The organism is Parabacteroides sp. PF5-6 (assembly GCF_029504695.1).
Taxonomy (GTDB): Bacteria; Bacteroidota; Bacteroidia; order Bacteroidales; family Tannerellaceae; genus QVMG01.
Map to the genome: position 1 here is coordinate 25600 of NZ_JAQFIN010000002.1, position 18551 is coordinate 44150.

Annotated in this window: 15 protein-coding genes; 8 read left to right on the forward strand and 7 right to left on the reverse strand. The window is 47.4% G+C overall.

The window, feature by feature from the left end; translation table 11 throughout:
• The first annotated feature begins 13 nt into the window (after positions 1 to 13).
• Entirely contained in the window at positions 14 to 1384 is a 1371-nt protein-coding gene (locus M2133_RS02195; protein WP_277464331.1) for a family 10 glycosylhydrolase, read from the forward strand.
• A gap of 1108 nt (positions 1385 to 2492) precedes the next feature.
• Here the strand turns inward: M2133_RS02195 and M2133_RS02200 are convergent.
• The 3 genes from M2133_RS02200 to surE all read right to left on the reverse strand — a co-directional run bounded on the left by M2133_RS02200 (position 2493) and on the right by surE (position 9823).
• A complete protein-coding gene (locus M2133_RS02200; RefSeq protein WP_277464332.1) occupies positions 2493 to 6113 on the reverse strand; it encodes a DUF6383 domain-containing protein in 3621 nt (1206 codons plus the stop codon).
• Between the two features lie 1741 nt (positions 6114 to 7854).
• Positions 7855 to 8988, reverse strand: a complete 1134-nt coding sequence (gene lpxB, locus M2133_RS02205) for a lipid-A-disaccharide synthase (protein WP_277464333.1) — start codon at positions 8986 to 8988, stop codon at positions 7855 to 7857.
• 52 nt (positions 8989 to 9040) lie between these two features.
• Complete coding sequence (surE, locus tag M2133_RS02210; protein WP_277464334.1) at positions 9041 to 9823, reverse strand: 5'/3'-nucleotidase SurE; 783 nt, start codon at positions 9821 to 9823, stop codon at positions 9041 to 9043.
• 155 nt (positions 9824 to 9978) lie between these two features.
• On the opposite strand from surE, the gene M2133_RS02215 reads away from it, so the two are divergent.
• From M2133_RS02215 to M2133_RS02230, 4 genes are all read left to right on the forward strand, one after another.
• Entirely contained in the window at positions 9979 to 10743 is a 765-nt protein-coding gene (locus tag M2133_RS02215; protein WP_277464335.1) for an AAA family ATPase, read from the forward strand.
• A gap of 95 nt (positions 10744 to 10838) precedes the next feature.
• Positions 10839 to 11708 (forward strand): ParB/RepB/Spo0J family partition protein, encoded by an 870-nt coding sequence (locus tag M2133_RS02220; RefSeq protein WP_277464336.1) that lies wholly within the window; start codon positions 10839 to 10841, stop codon positions 11706 to 11708.
• The gene (locus tag M2133_RS02225) at positions 11705 to 12403 is read left to right on the forward strand and encodes a DUF5683 domain-containing protein (RefSeq protein ID WP_277464337.1); all 699 of its coding nucleotides are present in this window, start codon (positions 11705 to 11707) and stop codon (positions 12401 to 12403) included. The genes M2133_RS02220 and M2133_RS02225 overlap by 4 nt, the downstream gene beginning before the upstream one ends.
• Before the next feature lie 7 nt (positions 12404 to 12410).
• Positions 12411 to 13997, forward strand: coding sequence for a lytic transglycosylase domain-containing protein (locus tag M2133_RS02230; protein WP_277464338.1), 1587 nt, complete (start codon positions 12411 to 12413; stop codon positions 13995 to 13997).
• 88 nt (positions 13998 to 14085) lie between these two features.
• On the opposite strand, the gene M2133_RS02235 is transcribed toward M2133_RS02230, so the two are convergent.
• Together M2133_RS02235 and M2133_RS02240 are read right to left on the reverse strand one after the other, a co-directional pair.
• Positions 14086 to 14280 carry a DUF2283 domain-containing protein gene (locus M2133_RS02235; protein WP_277464339.1) on the reverse strand — a complete coding sequence of 65 codons (195 nt, stop codon included), beginning with the start codon at positions 14278 to 14280 and terminating at the stop codon, positions 14086 to 14088.
• Positions 14264 to 14530: a DUF4258 domain-containing protein gene (locus M2133_RS02240; protein ID WP_277464340.1), complete on the reverse strand. Its 267-nt coding sequence runs from the start codon at positions 14528 to 14530 to the stop codon at positions 14264 to 14266. Before M2133_RS02240 ends, M2133_RS02235 begins: the two co-directional genes overlap by 17 nt.
• 85 nt (positions 14531 to 14615) lie before the next feature.
• On the opposite strand from M2133_RS02240, the gene M2133_RS02245 reads away from it, so the two are divergent.
• On the forward strand, positions 14616 to 16865 hold the full coding sequence (locus M2133_RS02245) for a RelA/SpoT family protein (protein ID WP_277464341.1): 2250 nt from the start codon (positions 14616 to 14618) through the stop codon (positions 16863 to 16865).
• Here the strand turns inward: M2133_RS02245 and M2133_RS02250 are convergent.
• The gene (locus tag M2133_RS02250) at positions 16862 to 17173 is read right to left on the reverse strand and encodes a type II toxin-antitoxin system RelE/ParE family toxin (protein ID WP_277464342.1); all 312 of its coding nucleotides are present in this window, start codon (positions 17171 to 17173) and stop codon (positions 16862 to 16864) included. The two genes, M2133_RS02245 and M2133_RS02250, sit on opposite strands and share 4 nt — an antisense overlap.
• A complete protein-coding gene (locus tag M2133_RS02255; RefSeq protein WP_277464343.1) occupies positions 17155 to 17373 on the reverse strand; it encodes a hypothetical protein in 219 nt (72 codons plus the stop codon). The genes M2133_RS02250 and M2133_RS02255 overlap by 19 nt, the downstream gene beginning before the upstream one ends.
• A gap of 86 nt (positions 17374 to 17459) precedes the next feature.
• On the opposite strand from M2133_RS02255, the gene M2133_RS02260 reads away from it, so the two are divergent.
• Positions 17460 to 17873 carry a putative quinol monooxygenase gene (locus M2133_RS02260; RefSeq protein ID WP_277464344.1) on the forward strand — a complete coding sequence of 138 codons (414 nt, stop codon included), beginning with the start codon at positions 17460 to 17462 and terminating at the stop codon, positions 17871 to 17873.
• Positions 17874 to 17955: 82 nt separating this feature from the next.
• The gene (gene frr / locus M2133_RS02265) at positions 17956 to 18516 is read left to right on the forward strand and encodes a ribosome recycling factor (protein WP_277464345.1); all 561 of its coding nucleotides are present in this window, start codon (positions 17956 to 17958) and stop codon (positions 18514 to 18516) included.
• Positions 18517 to 18551 lie beyond the last annotated feature (35 nt).

Sequence of the window (18551 nt, forward strand, 5' to 3'; positions counted from 1 at the left end):
TATCTTTACCCCCATGAAAAAGCTATCTACTCCCTTGATCCTGTTTATCATGATAAACATGATCGCCTGCACGGCGCAGGAGAAAGAGCCGGTTGAGAAAAACTATCCGATGTTCTGGACCTGGTTGGATTATCGTCCGACCATGAATTTCGACTCCATCTGCGGTGTCCTGAACGAGACCGGGATCGACGGCATCATGCTCAACGCCTCCGACCCCGACGCCTACCGCCAGGCCATCCCTATCGCCCACAAACATGGGATCGAAGTCTACGCCTGGCTGTGGACCATGAACCTCGAACACGACCGCGAACGGATCATGCGCGAACACCCCGACTGGTTCAGCGTCAACCGCAAGGGAGAGAGCCTGGTCGACCACAAAGCCTATGTCGATTACTATAAATTTATGTGCCCCGCCCTGCCCGAGGTGCGCGAATTCATCCGGGAGAAGATCAAAGCCTATTGCGAGGTCGAAGGGCTCAACGGCATCTCGATCGACTACCACCGCTTTGTCGATGTGATCCTGCCAACCACCCTGTGGCCCAATTACGGGATCGTGCAAGACCGTGAATACCCCGAGTGGGACTATGGCTACCATCCGGCGATGATCGCGCTGTTCGAAGCGCAATACGGCTACGACCCGCGCGAACAGGAAGACCCGTCGACCGACGAGAAATGGCTGCAGTTCCGCTGCGACCAGATCACCGAGGTAGCCAACGAGATCGCCGACGTCGTTCATGCCTACGGCAAAACGATGGCCGCCTCCCCCTTCCCTACGCCGGCCATGTCGCGCCAGATGGTGCGCCAGGACTGGGGCAAATGGAAGCTCGATATTGTCTTTCCGATGGTCTACCATACGTTCTACACCGAAGATATCAGCTTTATCACCGACTGTACGATCGAGAACGTACGGGATAAAAACCCACACACCACCCTGTATTGCGGCATGATGGCCACCAACGGCCTGGAGATGTTCGACTGCATGGACGAAGCCTTGAATAACGGGGCGGAAGGCATATCCATCTTCACCGTAAACAGCCTGCGTTCGCCGGAGATCCGTGCCCGGTTCAAAGCCTATACCGACAGCGTACGCGCCCAACGGGCCACCGGACTGCCCAACCCGGCAGCCACCGGCCGCACCAGTGTCAACGCCAACCCCTTTGAAAACAAAGGCATCATGACCGCCGTCGAAAAGCGCATGCAAACCCTGTTGCCGGCCGATGCCGCCCCCCTCGCCCTAAGCGAATACACCCTGACCGACACCTACGGCGCCACCCGCCAATACCGGGTCACCGACCGCAACACCCAAACCCCCTTCACCGTCACCTTCTACCTCTACGGCGGCATCCTCTCCGGCTGGGCGGTGGAGAAGGAGAAAAAAATCTGAAGGATTTCTGAACTCTGATTCTACGGATTAAACGATAGGCTATGCGTCAGGATACTAATATCGCAAATCTTCAAATGGAAGGAGATTGGAAGATTTCTGAACTTTGATTCTACTGATTAAATGATGAATTATGAGTTAGGTTTTGTGTACAAATCAGTAGTATCTAAGCTCCTCTCCTGGACAGGAGAGGGGGACCACCGCTTGCGGTGGTGGAGAGGTTGTCTTTGTTAGGTGACTATATACCAATAAATTACTAATAGGAACAACCACTCCACCGCTGCAAGCAGCGGTCCCCCTCGCCTGGCCAGGCAAGGAGCCAAGATAGCAACAGTCGCAAATCTTCAAGTTTCACAAGATTGGAAGATTTCTGAACTTGGATTATACGGATTAAATGATTTACTATGAACCTGAATATATCTCACTTACAAACTCATAGACTATCATTTAATCAGTATAATCCAAGTTCAGACAATCCTCACATATCACAAGATTGAAAAGCGCGCCACGCGCGTGCCGCAGGCTCTCTCTTGCCGTCAGTTTCAACTGACGGATTTGAAGCCGGAGGCGCAGCCTCAACCGCTTTGGGTTTCAACCCCGGCATCACAAAAGGATCAAGAGGTAATAGTTTGAACCACGAAGTTCCACTCAGTTTCACGAAGTTTATATCGGATTGATGATTGGAGTTCGGCTCTTGCTTTGTGTTACTTTGTCAACTTCGTGGTTAATCTCTGAACCTAAAGCTGGGGTTAAAACCCGCAGCGGTAGAGGCTTCGCCTCGCATTATGCTGACCGTCAGTTGAAACTGACGGCAAGAGAGAGCCTGCGGCACGCTTCGCGTATCAAAAGATTCCTAAAGCTCCCCTATCCCCAAACAAAACAAGCCCGGCGGGAAATCCCGTCGGGCTGTTATTTTTTTTCATGTTGGCTTTTCGCAAAGCTACTGATGAAGACTTTAGTATTTCTCACTTATTCCCTCTCGCAAGGTACTTACCTGGCTCTCCCGAAGGAAAGGTCGGCGCGTGAGTGATATTAATTTATTATTATTAAAAAAATATCTTTTAGCATAGTCAGCACTTTAACGATGCTGACTACGCTGACTATTTTATTCTTATTTTACCAATGCTTTTGTAGCTTCGCCAGCAACAGAAACAACAACTACACCTGCCGGAGCAGCGATCGTTTGTTCGTCTTTGTCGAGTACTACGTTAGCAATTACCTGACCTAAGATGTTAGCCACAACCACTTGTTTGCCGGCAGCACCCTTGATCGTTACATAACCCTGACCAGCTACTACGTTAACTTTCGCAGCGTCGATACCTTTGTTAGAAGTCGGATTTTCGTCGGTCAGTTCCAGGTTGAATTTCTCAGCGTTCTGATAAGCATCTGCCATTTCAGAACCTTCACTCCAGAAATTGGTTATTACAGGCACACCATTCTGGATTTTCACCCAACCACCATTCCATAGAGGAGCGATACCACCAGCAAAAGGAAGTATCTCATCATCGAATTTCCAAGATTCAGATTCAATCAAGAAGTCGTTTGAACCTTCTTCCAACAGACGGAACTGGAACAATACCGGAGAATGTTGGTTTTTCTTCAGATCGAATACATTCGCGTCAGCACCCAAAGCAGAGCTTGTGATATGCAATACGCTGTCTTTTGTCAATTTACCTTCAACAAAGGCCAGACGAGTATAAGTCTTTTCCCATGCGAATGGAGTATCAAAACCGTATTCAGCTACAGAGTCAATCAAATTCACCAGGAAGCGGCCGGTAATATAACCTTCGCTACCTTTAACCGCGTGGATACAATCCATACCGTGGATCGGGCAAGGAATATCTTCTACGTCTTCTTCTTCTGTTTCAGCCAATGAGATCAGGTATTGCGGCATAGCCGTACCTTTCATATAGCGTACTTTCATAGCAGCTTTCGCTTCGTCACCTTTACCTTCAACACCTAAGAAGTTCATGCCTTTATCTTTTGAATATACGCTGTTCGCATCTTCATACAGATATTCAGGAACATTAGAGTTTACGCGGAAGAACTTAACGATATTGATATTATCATCTTCTTCTTCCAATACACCTAATTTACGATAGTACGGATAAGTTTCTTCTTCCACTTTGAAAGCTGAAGTAGCGACTTCTTCGCCAGTAACATCACCCAAGCTACCATATACCCATGCCAACAGATTAGTGCTGACAGCTACTTTAGATACCGGAGTTGCGATAACATCTTCTCCTTCTTCGCCCATTTCAACAGCTACAAATACATAATAGCAAGAAACAACACCGTCTTCATCTACTTCGTAGTTTTCTTTCAGATAGAAAGGAACAGCAGCTTCTTCATCTTCCGACAGGATATACTTTTTATTTGCTTTGTCATAAGCGATAACCATCTCGTTTGCCATGCCCCACAATGAAAGATTGTTCAAGTGTACATAATACGGAGTACGTTCCAAAGCAACCAGATCTTTAAGAGCTGTAGAAGTAGCACCATATTTATCAACAAAAACTTTACCGTCACCTACCGGAACCGGAACCAATTCGAATTCAGCCGGAGCAGCATCCGCAGCACCTACGAACAGACCATTTTCACTGATAACCACAGGGTTATCCATAGAAAGTTCGTGCAGATAACGGAAAGAGAAACGTTGTTTCGTAGCAGCCTCAGCACTTACATTCTTATAACCTAAAGTTTTTGTTTTGATATCGTCCACTTTCGTGTATTCGATAACGTCACCACCTAAAGTAAAGAATTGATTTGCTTTATCGGTTTTATAAGTCACCTGTGTAGCACCGGTAAAGATATCTTGACCTTGACCATTTGCAAACTCACGGTTTACGAAAGTAGCCGTATTATTCTTCGTAGAAACAACTACCCACTGAGCAGCAGGAATATGTTGGAAATTCTGACGTTTTTCCTTATTTACATATTCGAATTTTCCGTCCAATGAATATTTCGCATATTTACCAATGCGGCTTTCATCTTTACTGTCTACAACCTGCAGGATATAAACACCTGTCGGAACTTGTGTCTGTACATATTGTGAGCTTGTTCCGATATGAGAAACCAGGATAGATTCTTCACCGAAGGTATAAACGATTTCATTCACCAGCTGAGCATAAGTCAACAAATGTTTCTGTGAGATTCTACCATCTGCGATATCAGCTTTTGCCCATTTAGAGTTATTGGCATCTGCTTTGTCAGCTGCTTTGTTAATATAGGCCTTTGACTCAATTTCAACAGTTCCTTTGGCTACATTATACGTAAACTTAAACAAATAAGAATCTGCTAAACGTTTTGTCGTTTTTGTAGTCGCACCATACAGGTCATCTACAGTCGTTTTAATCAGGTCGCGTTTCAACTGCTCAGTTCCAGCATATACTGCAGTATCCACCACCAGATATTTCTTATCTGCTTTTGAATACAGAGCTACCCATGCGTTTGTGATATCACGATAAGATGCATCTTTCAGTGTCAGTTTAGTAACATCCAGCAAATCGTCATTAGCAGGATCCACAGTAAGAGCACGTGCCTGAAGTTCTTTTGTAAAATCACTGGGCTGTGTGTTTTCCGGATTCGTTGTCAGTGAAAAATAGCTATTAAGAGTAGCTACGATACCGCCATCATAGTCACCAGCTGTACCCAGCAAGGTATTGATATCATTAGCTGCCAGAGGCAGGGTTCCTGTAATCGTTTGCGGAGTGATTTTGATTGCTCCACCAGCAACAGCACCTGCTTGAGCATCTGCTAATGCTTTATCAAAAGCTTTCTTTTCATCACCTTCAGCATCAAAAAGACTGACAGCAGCGTTATATACAGTTTTTACGTCAGCTTCTTTTGTGTCCACGTCAGCTGCCAATGCTTTAAAATCAGTAACCGCGTCATTTAAAGCATCTTGATAAGTTTCAAAAGCAGTATTAATATCAAGATCGTCTAAAACAACCATATTTGCAGGTTTCCCCATCTCAACGGCTAACGCTTCGATAGCTGTTCCAAGAGCATCCAACAAATCCTGGTTATCGTCTGCAACATTAGTCCAACCATCGTACATCGCTTTAGCAGCAGTTAATACAGCAGCTGATTTAGAAGCTAACTTCGCTTGAACAGCAGCAACAGCAGCTGCTCCTTTTGCATTTGCAACGACAGCTGCATCAATTGCATCAGTCTTTACATTTTCTTTATCATCGAACAATAAAGGAACCACCTTAGCCGGAGCCGATCCTGCTGCAGGATAAAGGCCCAGAACAACTACCTGGTCGGGTTTGTTCGCATTGTTCGTGTAATTAAAGAAGAAATCGGTTCCAGCGGTAACACGACCTCTCTCACCATTCCATTTCACCAAGTCACCACCCATAAGGTTTTCACCACCTTTAGCATTAGCCAAGCTTGTCAAAGCGTTGCTCAAATCTAAAGATAAAGCTGCACCGCTGTATGCATTTCTAAATTCATACACTGCATTTCCTTCTACAGTAGAAGCAGTGATAAACCAAGATGCTCTCTGAAGTGTAGCATAGTTAGTAGAGATCGTAGCTAAGTCCAAAGCAATCAAACCAGAAGAGGCTTCATTGTCTAAAGTAAGATAAAGATCTCCAGTCTTCAACAAATAAGTAGTTGTTGATTTGAACGAGCCAGAAGCGTTCACCGGTTCATTAACCGCCGCCTGCGCTCCAAAACTAATCATCGCGAATAACGCGACCAAGAGTGTAAAAAACTTTTTGTTCATACTTAATTAATTAAATATTAATACTAAAAATTAAATGTTCATTCCGTTTGACTATACGGTAGCATACGACTAAAATAAACTACGGTTTTATCTGTACAGAAAAGAAGGCGGTTTGTACGGGAAAGTCGGGATTTCGTCCTTGAATAGCTATTTCATTGATAAGAAAGCCCTTGAATAGAGGAAAAAAGCATGAAAAACAGTTGTCCGTAAAAAAGAAATATCTACCTTTGCAAGTGACTATATTATTAGGTCATTTTCCTTCTCCCCCTCCCCCCTCCTCTATTTATCCCAATAAAGGTCTTGTTTTGTTATATATATAGGTACACGTACATTAGTATATGCACCAACGTTTGAAGTAGCGAGTGCAGAATCCGTGCAAGGGGTTGAAACCCACAGCGGAAGAGGCTGCGCCTCCGGCTTAAAAACCGTCAGTTGAAACTGACGGCAAGAGAGAGCCTTCGGCACGCGCTGCGCGCGCTTTCAAATAGGGTGATGTTGAATTTTCTTCCAATATTTTGAGATGTGAAGATTGTCTGAACTCTGATTCTACTGATTAAATGATAGGCTATGAGTTTGTAAGTGAAATAAATTCAGGTTCATAGTAAATCATTTAATCAGTAGAATCAGAGTTCAGAAATCTTCCAATTTTCTTCTATTCACCGCTCCGCACCTACTAACTACCAACTACCCACTACCAACTACCGAAGAAAATCTTCCAATTTTCTTCGATGCGATTTCTAAACCATTGAAAATAAGACATTAATATCCCCTTCGCAAACTTCCGGTAGTTTGTGCACCAACTACCGGTAGTTTGGCGATAAAGTATTAGTAGTTTGCGCGCAAACTACCGGAAGTTTCTCACATAAAAGTTTTTAGTCCGGTCTTCACCTTTCACCCGGTCGCCAGATCCCTGTGTTGATCAGCATTTCGGGTGAAAGGTAGAGGAATACTTAAAAAAACGTCAGACCTTCCCGAAAAGGCTGCCGGCCTTTTATAAAACCCTGCCGGCCTTTTGGAAAACTCCGGCGGCCTTTTCCGTAAAAGAGGCTATTTTTTGTAGTCGAATGGCAAGTGTTAACAAATATAAACGACGAATAGCGGTAAACCGATCATCCCGCACAGAGTTTTTCGTTTTTTTACTACCATCATACAGCCGAGACAGGCGACAGTGTTAAACCGATCACAGCCGAGGCTCGCCAACAGGTATCAGAAAGTTACTTACAGGATTTTCACTGCTTTTTTTATTATCCAAAATAGCTATATGATTGATATACAGATGCGAAATAAAATCCTGTATGATGTAAGTAAAAAAACGAAAAACTTTGTTTGGAGGGTATTTTTGGGTTTTAGCCACGGATCACACGGATTTAAGATGTTAGCAAACTGCACGCGCGTGGCGCGTTTTCAAGTATTGTGAGATGTGAAGGTTTACGATATCGGTATCTCGGCTCCTCTTCTTAGACAAGAAGAGGGGGACCACGGCTTGCCGTGGTGGAGCAGTTTGATCTTCTGACAAATGATAAACACCTATCTCATACAAAATTAGGATCAAACTACCCCACCATCGCCTACGGCTCTGGTCCACCCCCTTCTTTTCTAAGAAGGGGAGCCAGAAATGTCCACTTGCTATTATCCTACACCTTCACATTCTCTTCTATTCACCGCTTCGCGCCTACCCACTACTAACTACCAACTACTAACTACCGAAGAAAATCTTCGATTTTCTTCAATCCCCCAGAAATCAGGGTTTGAGGGAGTGGTAAATCTGTTGCGCGGCATGGTGGGAGGCACCGGGGGCGCCCAGGATACGGATCACCTCGTCGTACTGGTCCAGCATCTGCTGGCGGTAGGCGGGTTCGTAGAGGATGCGGTCGACCTCGCGGCGGATATTATCCAAGGAGAAGCGTTCGCCGAAAAGCTCTTGCACGACTTCCCGGTTGGCGATCAGGTTGACCAATGAGATGAAGCGGATATGGAAGAAATGGCGGAAAACGAAGTGGACCACCTTGCCGATGGGTGTATAATAGCATACGACCTGCGGCACGCGGAAGAGGGAGGTCTCGAGGGTGGCTGTGCCCGAGGTGACCAATGCCAGCCGGCTGTGTTGCAACAGGGGATAGGTCTGGTTGAAGACGATCCGGACCGGGGCCTCCCCGATGTATTGCGCGTAGTAGGCGGGATCGATGCCCGGCGCGCCGGCGATCACGGGCTGGAATTCCGGGTAATGGGCTGCCACCTTGAGCATGGTCGGCAGGTTATCGGTGATCTCTTGCTTGCGGCTACCGGCCAACAGGGCGAGAAGGGGTTTGTCGGTCAGTTGCTGCGTTTGGCGGAACGTCGCTTCACTCACCGGCGCACCGGCGAGATAGGCGGCAACGGAGTCGACCGAGGGGTTACCGACATAGTCGACCCGGTAGTTCATCCGCTCGTAGAAGTCGACCTCAAAAGGCAGGATGCAGAACATCCGGTCGACATAACGGCGGATATCTTTGATACGGTATTGCTTCCACGCCCAGATCTTCGGGGAGATATAATAGTAGACCGGCAGATGCAACGCGCGGTGTACATACTTGGCGATCTTCAGGTTGAAGCCCGGATAGTCGATCAGGATCACCACATCGGGCCGATACCGGCGGATATCGTCTTTGCACATCCGCATATTCCGCAGGATGGTGCGCAGATGCAATAAGACGGGGATAAAACCCATATAGGCCATCTCCCGGTAGTGCCTGACCAGGGTACCGCCCACGGCCTGCATCAGGTCACCGCCCTGAAAGCGAAACTCCGCCTCCGGATCTTTCGCTTTCAACGCAGCCATCAGGTTGGAACCATGCAGGTCGCCGGAGGCTTCGCCGGCTATGAGGTAGTACTTCATTACGAATTACGAATTAAAAATTACGAATTACGAATTACGAATCAAGGCATTCTTAATTCGTAATTTTTAATTCGTAATTCTCTTTCAGTGTATTCAAATACGCATAATCCGTCACATCGATCTTGCAGGGCACCAGGGAGGCGTATCCGCTATCGAGTGCCAGGGTGTCGTTGTCGGGATGGGTGGGGATACGGTTTACGAAGTCGCCGGTCAGCCAGAAAGCCGGTTCTCCGCCGGGTGAAGCGGTACGCATAAACTCACGTTCCCAACGGCCCTCTGCCTGACGGCATACTTTCAGCCCTTTGACCTGTGGGATATCGGGCACGTTCAGATTCAGATACGTACCCCGCGGCAGACCTTCTTTCAGGATCCGGCGAGCCACCATCCGCCCCAGGCGGCAGGCTTCCGAGAAATCGGCATCCGCCGTATGGTTCAACAAAGAGACACCCAACGAAGGGATATCAAAGACACAGCCTTCCATGGCTGCCCCCATCGTTCCCGAATAGTTCACGGCAATCGCCATATTGCCCCCGTGGTTGATGCCCGAGACCAACAGGTCGGGCAACCGGCCCAATACCTCATTGACCGCCAGCTTGACACAATCCACCGGCGTACCGGTACAGCTATAGATCGTTAATCCACTCTCTTCTTTTACCAATCGATAACGCAGCGGCTGGGTAGAAGTAATTGCCGCGCTCATGCCCGACCGGGGACCATCCGGAGCGAAAACCACCACATCGCCCAGGTCACGCAGACATCCGATCAGTTCATTAATTCCTTTGGCTTGCACACCATCATCATTTGTTACCAGTATCACTGGCCTATCCTTTGTCATGTCGATTTATTAAAATTAGTTGTACAAAGATACGCTATTTTCGGCAAAAGCGCCAGCCGGCCTGCGATCTGTTTCCTCAAATATCCTTAACGGCGGTTTTGGTTTCAAAAAAACAGATTATCTTTGCAGTTTAGTGCCCAAATAAACAAGAGAGAATGGGAAAGATTATAGCTATAGCAAATCAAAAAGGAGGGGTCGGTAAGACGACCACAACCATAAACCTGGCTGCCTCATTGGCTGTTTTGGAGAAAAGAGTCCTGGTGGTAGATGCCGACCCGCAAGCCAACGCCTCTTCGGGTTTGGGGGTGGATATCCGGGAGGTGGAACTCTCCATTTACGAATGCCTGGTCAATGGTGACGAAGCAGCCAAGGCTGTGGTTCCGACAGAGATCGACCGGTTGGAAATCATACCTTCGCATATCGATCTGGTGGGTGCGGAGATCGAGATGCTCAATCTGCCGAACCGGGAACGGATCCTCAAGCAGGTGTTGCAGCCTTTGAAAGAGCAGTACGACTATATCCTGATCGACTGTTCGCCGTCGCTGGGGCTGATCACGGTCAATGCCCTGACGGCTGCCGATTCCGTCCTGATCCCGGTGCAATGTGAATACTTCGCTTTGGAAGGGATCAGCAAATTGTTGAATACGATCAAGATCATCAAGTCGAAACTGAACCCGGGTCTTGAGATCGAAGGGTTCTTACTGACCATGTACGATTCGCGCCTGCGCCTGGCCAATCAGATCTACGAAGAGGTGAAACGCCCGTTCCAGGACTTGGTGTTCAACACGGTCATCCAGCGGAATGTCAAACTCAGCGAAGCGTCCAGTTATGGCAAACCCGTGCTCCTGTACGACGCCGAGTCGAAAGGGGCCCTGAATCACATGCAATTAGCAAAAGAAATAATAACTAAAAACAGTTGAAAGCTGAAAGTTGAAAGTTGAAAACGAAAAGTATGTTTCCCAACTTTCAACTTTCAACTTTCAACTTTCAACTACAATAATATATGTGCGCAGCAATGAAAAGATCGGCTCTGGGCCGCGGATTGGACGCCTTGATCACCATGGACGATCTGAAGACCGGTGGATCATCATCCATCAGTGAGATCGAACTGAATAAGATACACCCCAACCCCGATCAGCCACGTTCCGTCTTTGAAGAAGAAGCGCTGGAAGAACTGGCGACCTCGATCCGCGCGTTGGGTGTGATCCAGCCGATCACGCTGAAAGAGATCAGCCGCAACAACTATATGATTATCTCCGGCGAACGCCGTTACCGCGCCTCGCTGATGGCCGGGCTGGAACGGATTCCGGCCTATATCAAAACGGCGGAAGACGATAACGTGATGGAGATGGCATTGATCGAGAATATCCAACGCGAAGACCTCAACTCCATAGAGATCGCGTTGGCTTATCAGAAACTGATCGATATATACGGCCTCACGCAGGAGCGACTGAGCGAACGGGTGGGCAAAAAAAGAACGACGATCGCCAATTACCTGCGCCTGTTGAAGCTGCCCGCCGAAGTGCAGATGGGGCTGAAAGACAAAAAGATCGATATGGGACATGCCCGGGCATTGATCTCGGTGGACGATCCGGGAGTGCAACTGGCACTTTATGAGCAGGTACTGATCGACGGCCTGTCGGTGCGCAATGTGGAAGAACTGGTGCGCAACAACGCTGACAAACCGGCCAAAGCCCAAACACCCAAAGAGAAAAAAGCCAAATTGCCGGAGGAATACAACAGCCTACAGGAACACCTGTCGCGTTTTTTCCGGACCCCCGTGGAATTGACCTACAATAAAAAAGGAAAAGGCAAGATCACCATCCCTTTTAACTCGGAAGAAGAATTGGAGAAAGTGATCGGACTTTTGGATAAAATGAAATGAGGAACGGGATTATCATTTTTCTGGTTGCATGGTTGTGCCTCCCACTGACAGGGAAAGCGCAGGAAGAGCAGGTGGAGATCAACGCATTGCCTGCCGACACCCTGATCACCCTGACACCGGACTCGGCCACCCAATCGATTCTGATCACGGCCAATTCGGAATTTCAGGCGATCCAACCGGCTAAATTGGAATTCAAACCCGATCCGAACAAAGCGATTCTCCTGGCATTGATCCCCGGTGCCGGACAGATCTATAACCGGATGTACTGGAAACTGCCGATTGTCTACGGCGCATTTATGGGCTGTACCTATGCGGTGACCTGGAACAACCGGAATTTTCAGGACTACCGGAATGCTTATATCGATCTGATGTCGGACGATCCGATCACCAACAACCGATGGATGGATATGGTGCCTTCGACCTATCAGACCGACGAAGAGAAGCTCACCTGGGCGAAGAACAACAAAGACAATGTCTTTAAGAGCCGGCGCGATTACTTCCGTCGCTACCGCGACCTGAGTATCATCATCTCCGCCGGAGTGTATCTACTGAGTATGTTGGATGCTTATGTGGATGCCCAATTGTTTGATTTTGATATCTCGCCCGACCTATCCATGCGGGTGGAACCGACCATCACGCCTAAGACCACGTACACTCCGCAAACCTACGGAGTCAATTGTAGTATTAAATTCTAATTGAGTCATGAAGAAACGGTTCTGTATCCTCTTTTGTTTTTGTTGCCTGGCTGCGTTTATCCATGCGCAGGAAGAGGTGACTACGGAAGAAAACCTACTGGAAGAAGTATTGAATATCGAAGAGGCCACTTCGGATCAGGAACAGCAGTATTCCGTTTTGTCCTCCGATTCGCTGGCTTTCGATATCGGTTATATACCGGAAAGCCTGGATGCCAATGTGGATAGCCTGTTGCGCTCGTGGCATGTGCAGTATTTCGCCAAGGTGGAAGAACACTGCCATGACGATGAGAAGAATATCTTTACGCCCGACTCGATCTACCGGCTTCGTCTGGAGAGCCTGTATCATATTATCCCGATGACGTACAATAAGACGGTGCGCGACTGCATCAACCTGTATGCGGAGAAACGGCGCGGGCTGGTGCGTTATATCTTGGGCATGGCGGATGTCTACTTCCCGATTATCGAACCGATACTGGATGAACACGATATGCCGGACGAACTGAAATACCTCGCTGTGGTGGAAAGCGCATTGAATCCGGTCGCCCTCTCGCGGGTGGGGGCCTGCGGACTGTGGCAGTTTATGCTGCCGACCGGTAAGATCTACGGGTTGGAGATCAACAGTCTGGTGGACGAACGGCGTGATCCGGTCAAAGCGACTCATGCGGCCTGCCGCTATTTCAAGGATATGTATAATATTTATGGTGACTGGAATCTGGTACTGGCGTCGTACAACTGCGGGCCGGGCAACGTGAACAAAGCCATCCGGCGTGCCGGCGGCAAGACCGATTTCTGGGACATCTTCCCGTACCTGCCACGGGAGACCCGCTCGTATGTGCCGCTCTTTATCGCGGCCAACTATATCATGAATTATTATTGTGAGCATAACCTCTGCCCGGTGCAGACCAACCTGCCGATGGCGACCGATACGATCATGGTCAATAAGATGCTGCATTTCGAGCAGGTGACCGATCTGATAGATATAGATATCGAATTGGTGCGGGCGCTTAATCCGCAATACAAACGGGATATCATTCCGGGCAACAATAAACCGTCGGTACTGAAACTGCCGGCATTCGACACCTACTCTTTCGTCGAACAGGAAGATTCCATTTATGCCCACCGGGTAGATGAGCTCCTGGCGAATTGCATTCCGTACAATGCGATCACCACCGGGCAATCTTCCACGCGAGAACGGATTACCCATGTGGCCAAAGCGGGGGAGAATCTGTATACGATCGCCGATAAATATGGGGTAACCGCCCGGGAGATACGCCGCTGGAACGGGCTGGGAAGTAACCGCGTGGCGAAAGGCAAACGCGTGGTGCTCTATGTCGATAACGGCGGGGTGGCCTTCGCTTCGGCCAAGACTTCGACGGAAAAACCGGCAACCCAAAGTACGCCCCAAACCGCCCAAGCTAAAACGACCGAAAAGGCGGAAAACGGCTATATCACTTACGTTGTTCAATCCGGCGACTCGCTCTATTCGATCTCCAAGAAATACCCGGGAGTAACCGCCACCATCCTGCAACAGGAAAACAACCTGGCCAACTCAAAGATCCGCCCGGGACAAAAACTCCGCGTACCCGTCAGTTGATAGTTATGCGATCATAGAGATATTCCGCAGGAAGCCGGGAAACTGCAACCTGCTTTTTGTGGGCAAAATAAAACAATAGCCAGGCTACTTATGCTACTTCATATTCCAATTTCAACGGGTTTTCCATCTGTTGAGAGGCGTTGAGCACCTCTATCCCGACGACTTTCCCGGAAGAAGAATAATCTAAAATGATGCCTTTCTTTTCTTCATCACTTTCATAAACAGGCTCATTACTAAATGAGAAATAAAGGATATCCTGTTCTTTGTCATATTTTACCTTCATAATATTTACTTATTTTTGTTGTTCTGTATAAAGTTATTATCACCTGAGGCTGCTTACAAATGTTAACAAAAACACGAAGCAAAAAAGACTTACCTTGCTCTTCTACAACAGATTGATATATTCTAACCGTTGGATCATCCGTATCAATAATCACTTCCTCGGGCATTGAAATGACAGAAAGGACTTGTTCTCTACAAATTCCTCTTCTTTTCATCTGTTCCTCTGCGTGTTTTGAAAAGACAATATCCATATGACAAAGATAAAAAAGGATCTGATGACTTCCAAATTATTGCTTATATTTGCCCTCTCGCATTTTTAATTAGAGATAAATTTCTATGAGCAATATACAAGAGACAAAGTTGACCGATGATCAATTGATTCAGGCGGAGTTTGACGCCCTTCTTGAAGAGTATCTGCAATCGAATCATCGGCGCAAAGTCGAACGTATTACAAAAGCTTTTAATCTGGCCAATCAGGCACATGCCGGAGCGAAAAGGCGTTCCGGTGAGCCTTATATTATCCACCCATTGGCCGTGGCTCGTATTGTCTGTGGGGAGATGGGGCTGGGCTCTACTTCGATCAGCGCCGCGCTACTGCACGATGTGGTGGAGGATACGGAATATACCGTCGAAGATATCAAGAATATGTTCGGCCCAAAGATCGCACAGATTGTCGACGGCTTGACGAAGATCTCCGGAGGTATCTTCGGGGAACAGGCATCGGCACAGGCGGAGAACTTCCGCAAGCTGTTGCTCACCATGAGTGATGATATCCGGGTGATCCTGATCAAGATCGCCGACCGTCTGCATAATATGCGTACACTGGGTTCGATGCCTCCCGCCAAGCAATACAAGATTGCCGGCGAGACCTTATACCTCTACGCGCCGCTGGCCCACCGCCTGGGGTTGTTCACCATGAAAACCGAATTGGAAGATCTCAGCTTCAAATACGAACACCCGGAAGAATACAAATCGATCAGTGATAAGCTGAAAGCGACAGAGGAACAACGCAACCGCCTGTTCAACCTGTTCCGCGAGCCGGTCGATGAAAAGCTGAAAGCCATGGGGCTCAACTACGAGATGAAAGCCCGCGTCAAGTCCGTCTATTCGATCTGGAACAAGATGGAAGCCAAGAATGTCAGTTTCGAAGATATCTACGATATCTATGCTGTCCGTATCATCTTCGATCCCCTGCCGGGAGTAGACGAGAAGAATCAGTGCTGGGATATCTATTCTTTGATCACCGATATCTACCGGATACGGCCGGATCGCATCCGGGATTGGGTGAGCCGCCCGAAAGCGAATGGTTATCAGGCGCTCCACCTCACGGTTATGGGGCCCGACGGCGAATGGGTAGAGATTCAGATCCGTAGCCGCCGGATGGATGAGATCGCCGAGAAAGGATTTGCCGCGCACTGGAAATACAAAGAAAGCGCCGTCGAAGAAGATACGGAGCTCGACAAATGGTTGCAAACCATTACGGAGATCCTTGAAAGTCCCGATCCCAACGCGTTGGATTTTCTGGATACCATCAAACTGAATCTTTTCTCCTCCGAGATATTTGTCTTTACGCCCAAAGGCGATATGAAAACACTGCCGCAAGGGGCTACCTCGCTCGACTTTGCCTATGCATTGCATACCGATATCGGCAATCGCTGCATTGGAGCCAAAGTGAATCACCGCCTCGTGCCGTTGAGTCATCAACTGAAAAGCGGGGATCAGGTGGAGATCTTAACCTCCCGCTCACAGGAGCCTCAACCGGAATGGCTCAATTTTGTAACTACTGCCCGGGCTCGATCAAGAATAGACGCGGTCCTGAAAAAAGCAAAAAAAGAAGCATCCAAAGCGGGAGAAGAGAAAGTGATCGCCGCCTTCCGCAAAGCGGAATTAGAAGCCAACACCTCCAACCTGGACAAGGTATCGATGTATTTCGGCTTCCCCAAACGCGAAGAGTTCTACTATGCCGTAGAGAAAGCGGATGTGGTCCTTCCCGAAAACATTAAGAAGCTGATCAAAGAGAAAAGCGATAATGTGCTTTTCAAATATGTCAAACAAGCTTTTGGAGGCGGCAACAAGAGCCAGAAGAAAGAGGACGCCAAGAAAGAAGAAGAGAAAGAAAAGCCCAAATTCGATAAGTCCAAGCCCTACATTCTCAAAGAAGAAGGCTTTATACGGAACTACGTGCTTGCCGAATGCTGCAAGCCGATCCCAGGAGATGACGCGTTGGGCTTTATCAACGACGACGGGAATGTGGTGGTGCATAAACGCTCCTGCCCGATCGCTATGCGTCTGAAAAGCAGTTTCGGCGAACGCATCCTGAACACCCAATGGAGCAGCCACGAGACCGCCATGTTCGATGCCACCCTATCGGTCAAAGGGATCGACTCGGTGGGCGTACTGACCTCCATCACCAAAACGATCGCGGAATACAACGTAAACATCCAACGCCTATTGATCGAAGCCAACGATGGCATGTTCGAAGGAAAAATAAAGATGAAGGTCCACGACGTGGAAGACATCCAACACATGTGTGTCGCCCTCTCTAAGCTGAAAAGCATCAAGTCCGTGGGACGGATAGCGGATTAGGGATAATCCAATTCTAAAGGATTTCTACGGCAATCCCAAACAGAATGAATAAATACATTCTGTTTAGTGACCTCATAAATAATTTTATAGGTTCCCCACACGACAAGATAGCGATACTCTTCCCGCAGATCTTGTAAGGAAGGTTCTTTGGCTCCAATCAAAGGATGCGTAACCAAACGATCCGCAACAGCAAAGAATGTTTCAAACAGCTCGTCTGCTTTCTTTTCACTTACCTCGGCCAAAAAGGAACAATGCTCCTTCACATTTTCTATAGCCTGTGGCAGCCAAATTATTCTTCTTTTCTCCATTTCTGAGGTTGCCTACGGAAGTCTTCCTGATCAACACCCAAACCGGCCTTCTTTTGTTTGTTTGAGATAACGATAGATTCCCGGAGTTTTTCCCTGTTCTTTGCAACAATCGATAAGGTTTCTGACATATTGTAAGCAATAACAGGTTCTTCTATCCGTTGTCTTTCCGCTTCTTCAGGCTCATAAGGCTTTGTTTTCATAGACTTTTACTTCTTATTTCTGTCAAATATACAAAACAATCAGCAAAAAGCTTTACATTTAGCCCTGAATTTTAAATATTTATCGTATGAAACACATCTTATCTCTACTACTGATCAGCCTCTTCATTTTATCAGGCTGTAACACGAAGGCCGACCAGGCCGATGCTACCTGCTCTTGCGTAGCCGAAAAAGAAACCCTGGAGTTGACCATGAACATTCCGCTGAAGATAAAACCGGAATTTGTCGCTGCCTACAAAACAGCTTTTGAGAAATGTCAGGCCGGCACACTGAAAGAAGAGGCTTGCCTGGACTATGCCCTCTACCAGTCGTACACCGACAGCACTGAGTTTCATCTGTTCGAACGCTGGACAGACAAACCCGGACACCGGGCTCACATGCAAACCGATCATTTCAACGTGTACAAAGAAGAAACAAAGGGTTTCTACGACAAACCCAAAACACAAACCATCGAAGTCTATGTTTGTCCGTGCGTAAACTAAGGATTTGAAGGGGAGTTTGCGCGGATATGAAAAAACTTTACTACTTTTGTTTAGCTAAAAAATATCTAATAGTACAAATCTTATGGTAGACATTAAACAATATGTGAAAGGGGCTGAAGACAAAATGAAAGCAGCCATTGAATATCTGGATGAACAACTGTCGCACATTCGGGCCGGAAAAGCAAATCCAAAAATTCTGGATGGCGTAAAAGTCTCTTACTACGGCAGTATTGTCCCACTTAGCAATGTGGCTTCGATCAACACACCGGATGCCAAGACGATCATTATCACTCCATGGGAAAAACCATTGATCAAAGATATTGAAAAGGCAATCCTGAACTCCGATGTGGGTATTACGCCGGAAAATAATGGAGAGATCATCCGTCTGGGTATTCCGCCGTTAACCGAAGAGCGTCGCCGTCAGTTGGCCAAACAATCCAAACAGGAAGCAGAAAATGCAAAGATCAGTGTGCGCAATGCCCGCCGTGACGCCATCGACCTGTTGAAGAAAAGTATAAAAGACGGCACACCGGAAGATGTCGAAAAGGATGCAGAAGGTGAAGTCCAAAAGATACATGATAGGTATATCAAAAAAGTAGACGAGTTATACGCTGCAAAGGAAAAAGAAATCATGACAGTGTGATGCTAAGCATCACACTGAAATTGACAATTGTCAAT

Excerpts from the sequence above, each read along its gene's own strand:
- surE (WP_277464334.1), bottom strand. The coding sequence starts at position 9,823 with ATGACAAAGGATAGGCCAGTGATACTGGTAACAAATGATGATGGTGTG.
- M2133_RS02250 (WP_277464342.1), bottom strand. The coding sequence starts at position 17,173 with ATGGAGAAAAGAAGAATAATTTGGCTGCCACAGGCTATAGAAAATGTG.
- M2133_RS02255 (WP_277464343.1), bottom strand. The coding sequence starts at position 17,373 with ATGAAAACAAAGCCTTATGAGCCTGAAGAAGCGGAAAGACAACGGATA.
- frr (WP_277464345.1), top strand. The coding sequence starts at position 17,956 with ATGGTAGACATTAAACAATATGTGAAAGGGGCTGAAGACAAAATGAAA.
- M2133_RS02220 (WP_277464336.1), top strand. The coding sequence starts at position 10,839 with ATGAAAAGATCGGCTCTGGGCCGCGGATTGGACGCCTTGATCACCATG.
- M2133_RS02195 (WP_277464331.1), top strand. The coding sequence starts at position 14 with ATGAAAAAGCTATCTACTCCCTTGATCCTGTTTATCATGATAAACATG.
- M2133_RS02260 (WP_277464344.1), top strand. The coding sequence starts at position 17,460 with ATGAAACACATCTTATCTCTACTACTGATCAGCCTCTTCATTTTATCA.
- M2133_RS02200 (WP_277464332.1), bottom strand. The coding sequence starts at position 6,113 with ATGAACAAAAAGTTTTTTACACTCTTGGTCGCGTTATTCGCGATGATT.
- M2133_RS02235 (WP_277464339.1), bottom strand. The coding sequence starts at position 14,280 with ATGAAGGTAAAATATGACAAAGAACAGGATATCCTTTATTTCTCATTT.
- M2133_RS02245 (WP_277464341.1), top strand. The coding sequence starts at position 14,616 with ATGAGCAATATACAAGAGACAAAGTTGACCGATGATCAATTGATTCAG.
- M2133_RS02215 (WP_277464335.1), top strand. The coding sequence starts at position 9,979 with ATGGGAAAGATTATAGCTATAGCAAATCAAAAAGGAGGGGTCGGTAAG.
- M2133_RS02230 (WP_277464338.1), top strand. The coding sequence starts at position 12,411 with ATGAAGAAACGGTTCTGTATCCTCTTTTGTTTTTGTTGCCTGGCTGCG.
- M2133_RS02240 (WP_277464340.1), bottom strand. The coding sequence starts at position 14,530 with ATGGATATTGTCTTTTCAAAACACGCAGAGGAACAGATGAAAAGAAGA.
- M2133_RS02225 (WP_277464337.1), top strand. The coding sequence starts at position 11,705 with ATGAGGAACGGGATTATCATTTTTCTGGTTGCATGGTTGTGCCTCCCA.
- lpxB (WP_277464333.1), bottom strand. The coding sequence starts at position 8,988 with ATGAAGTACTACCTCATAGCCGGCGAAGCCTCCGGCGACCTGCATGGT.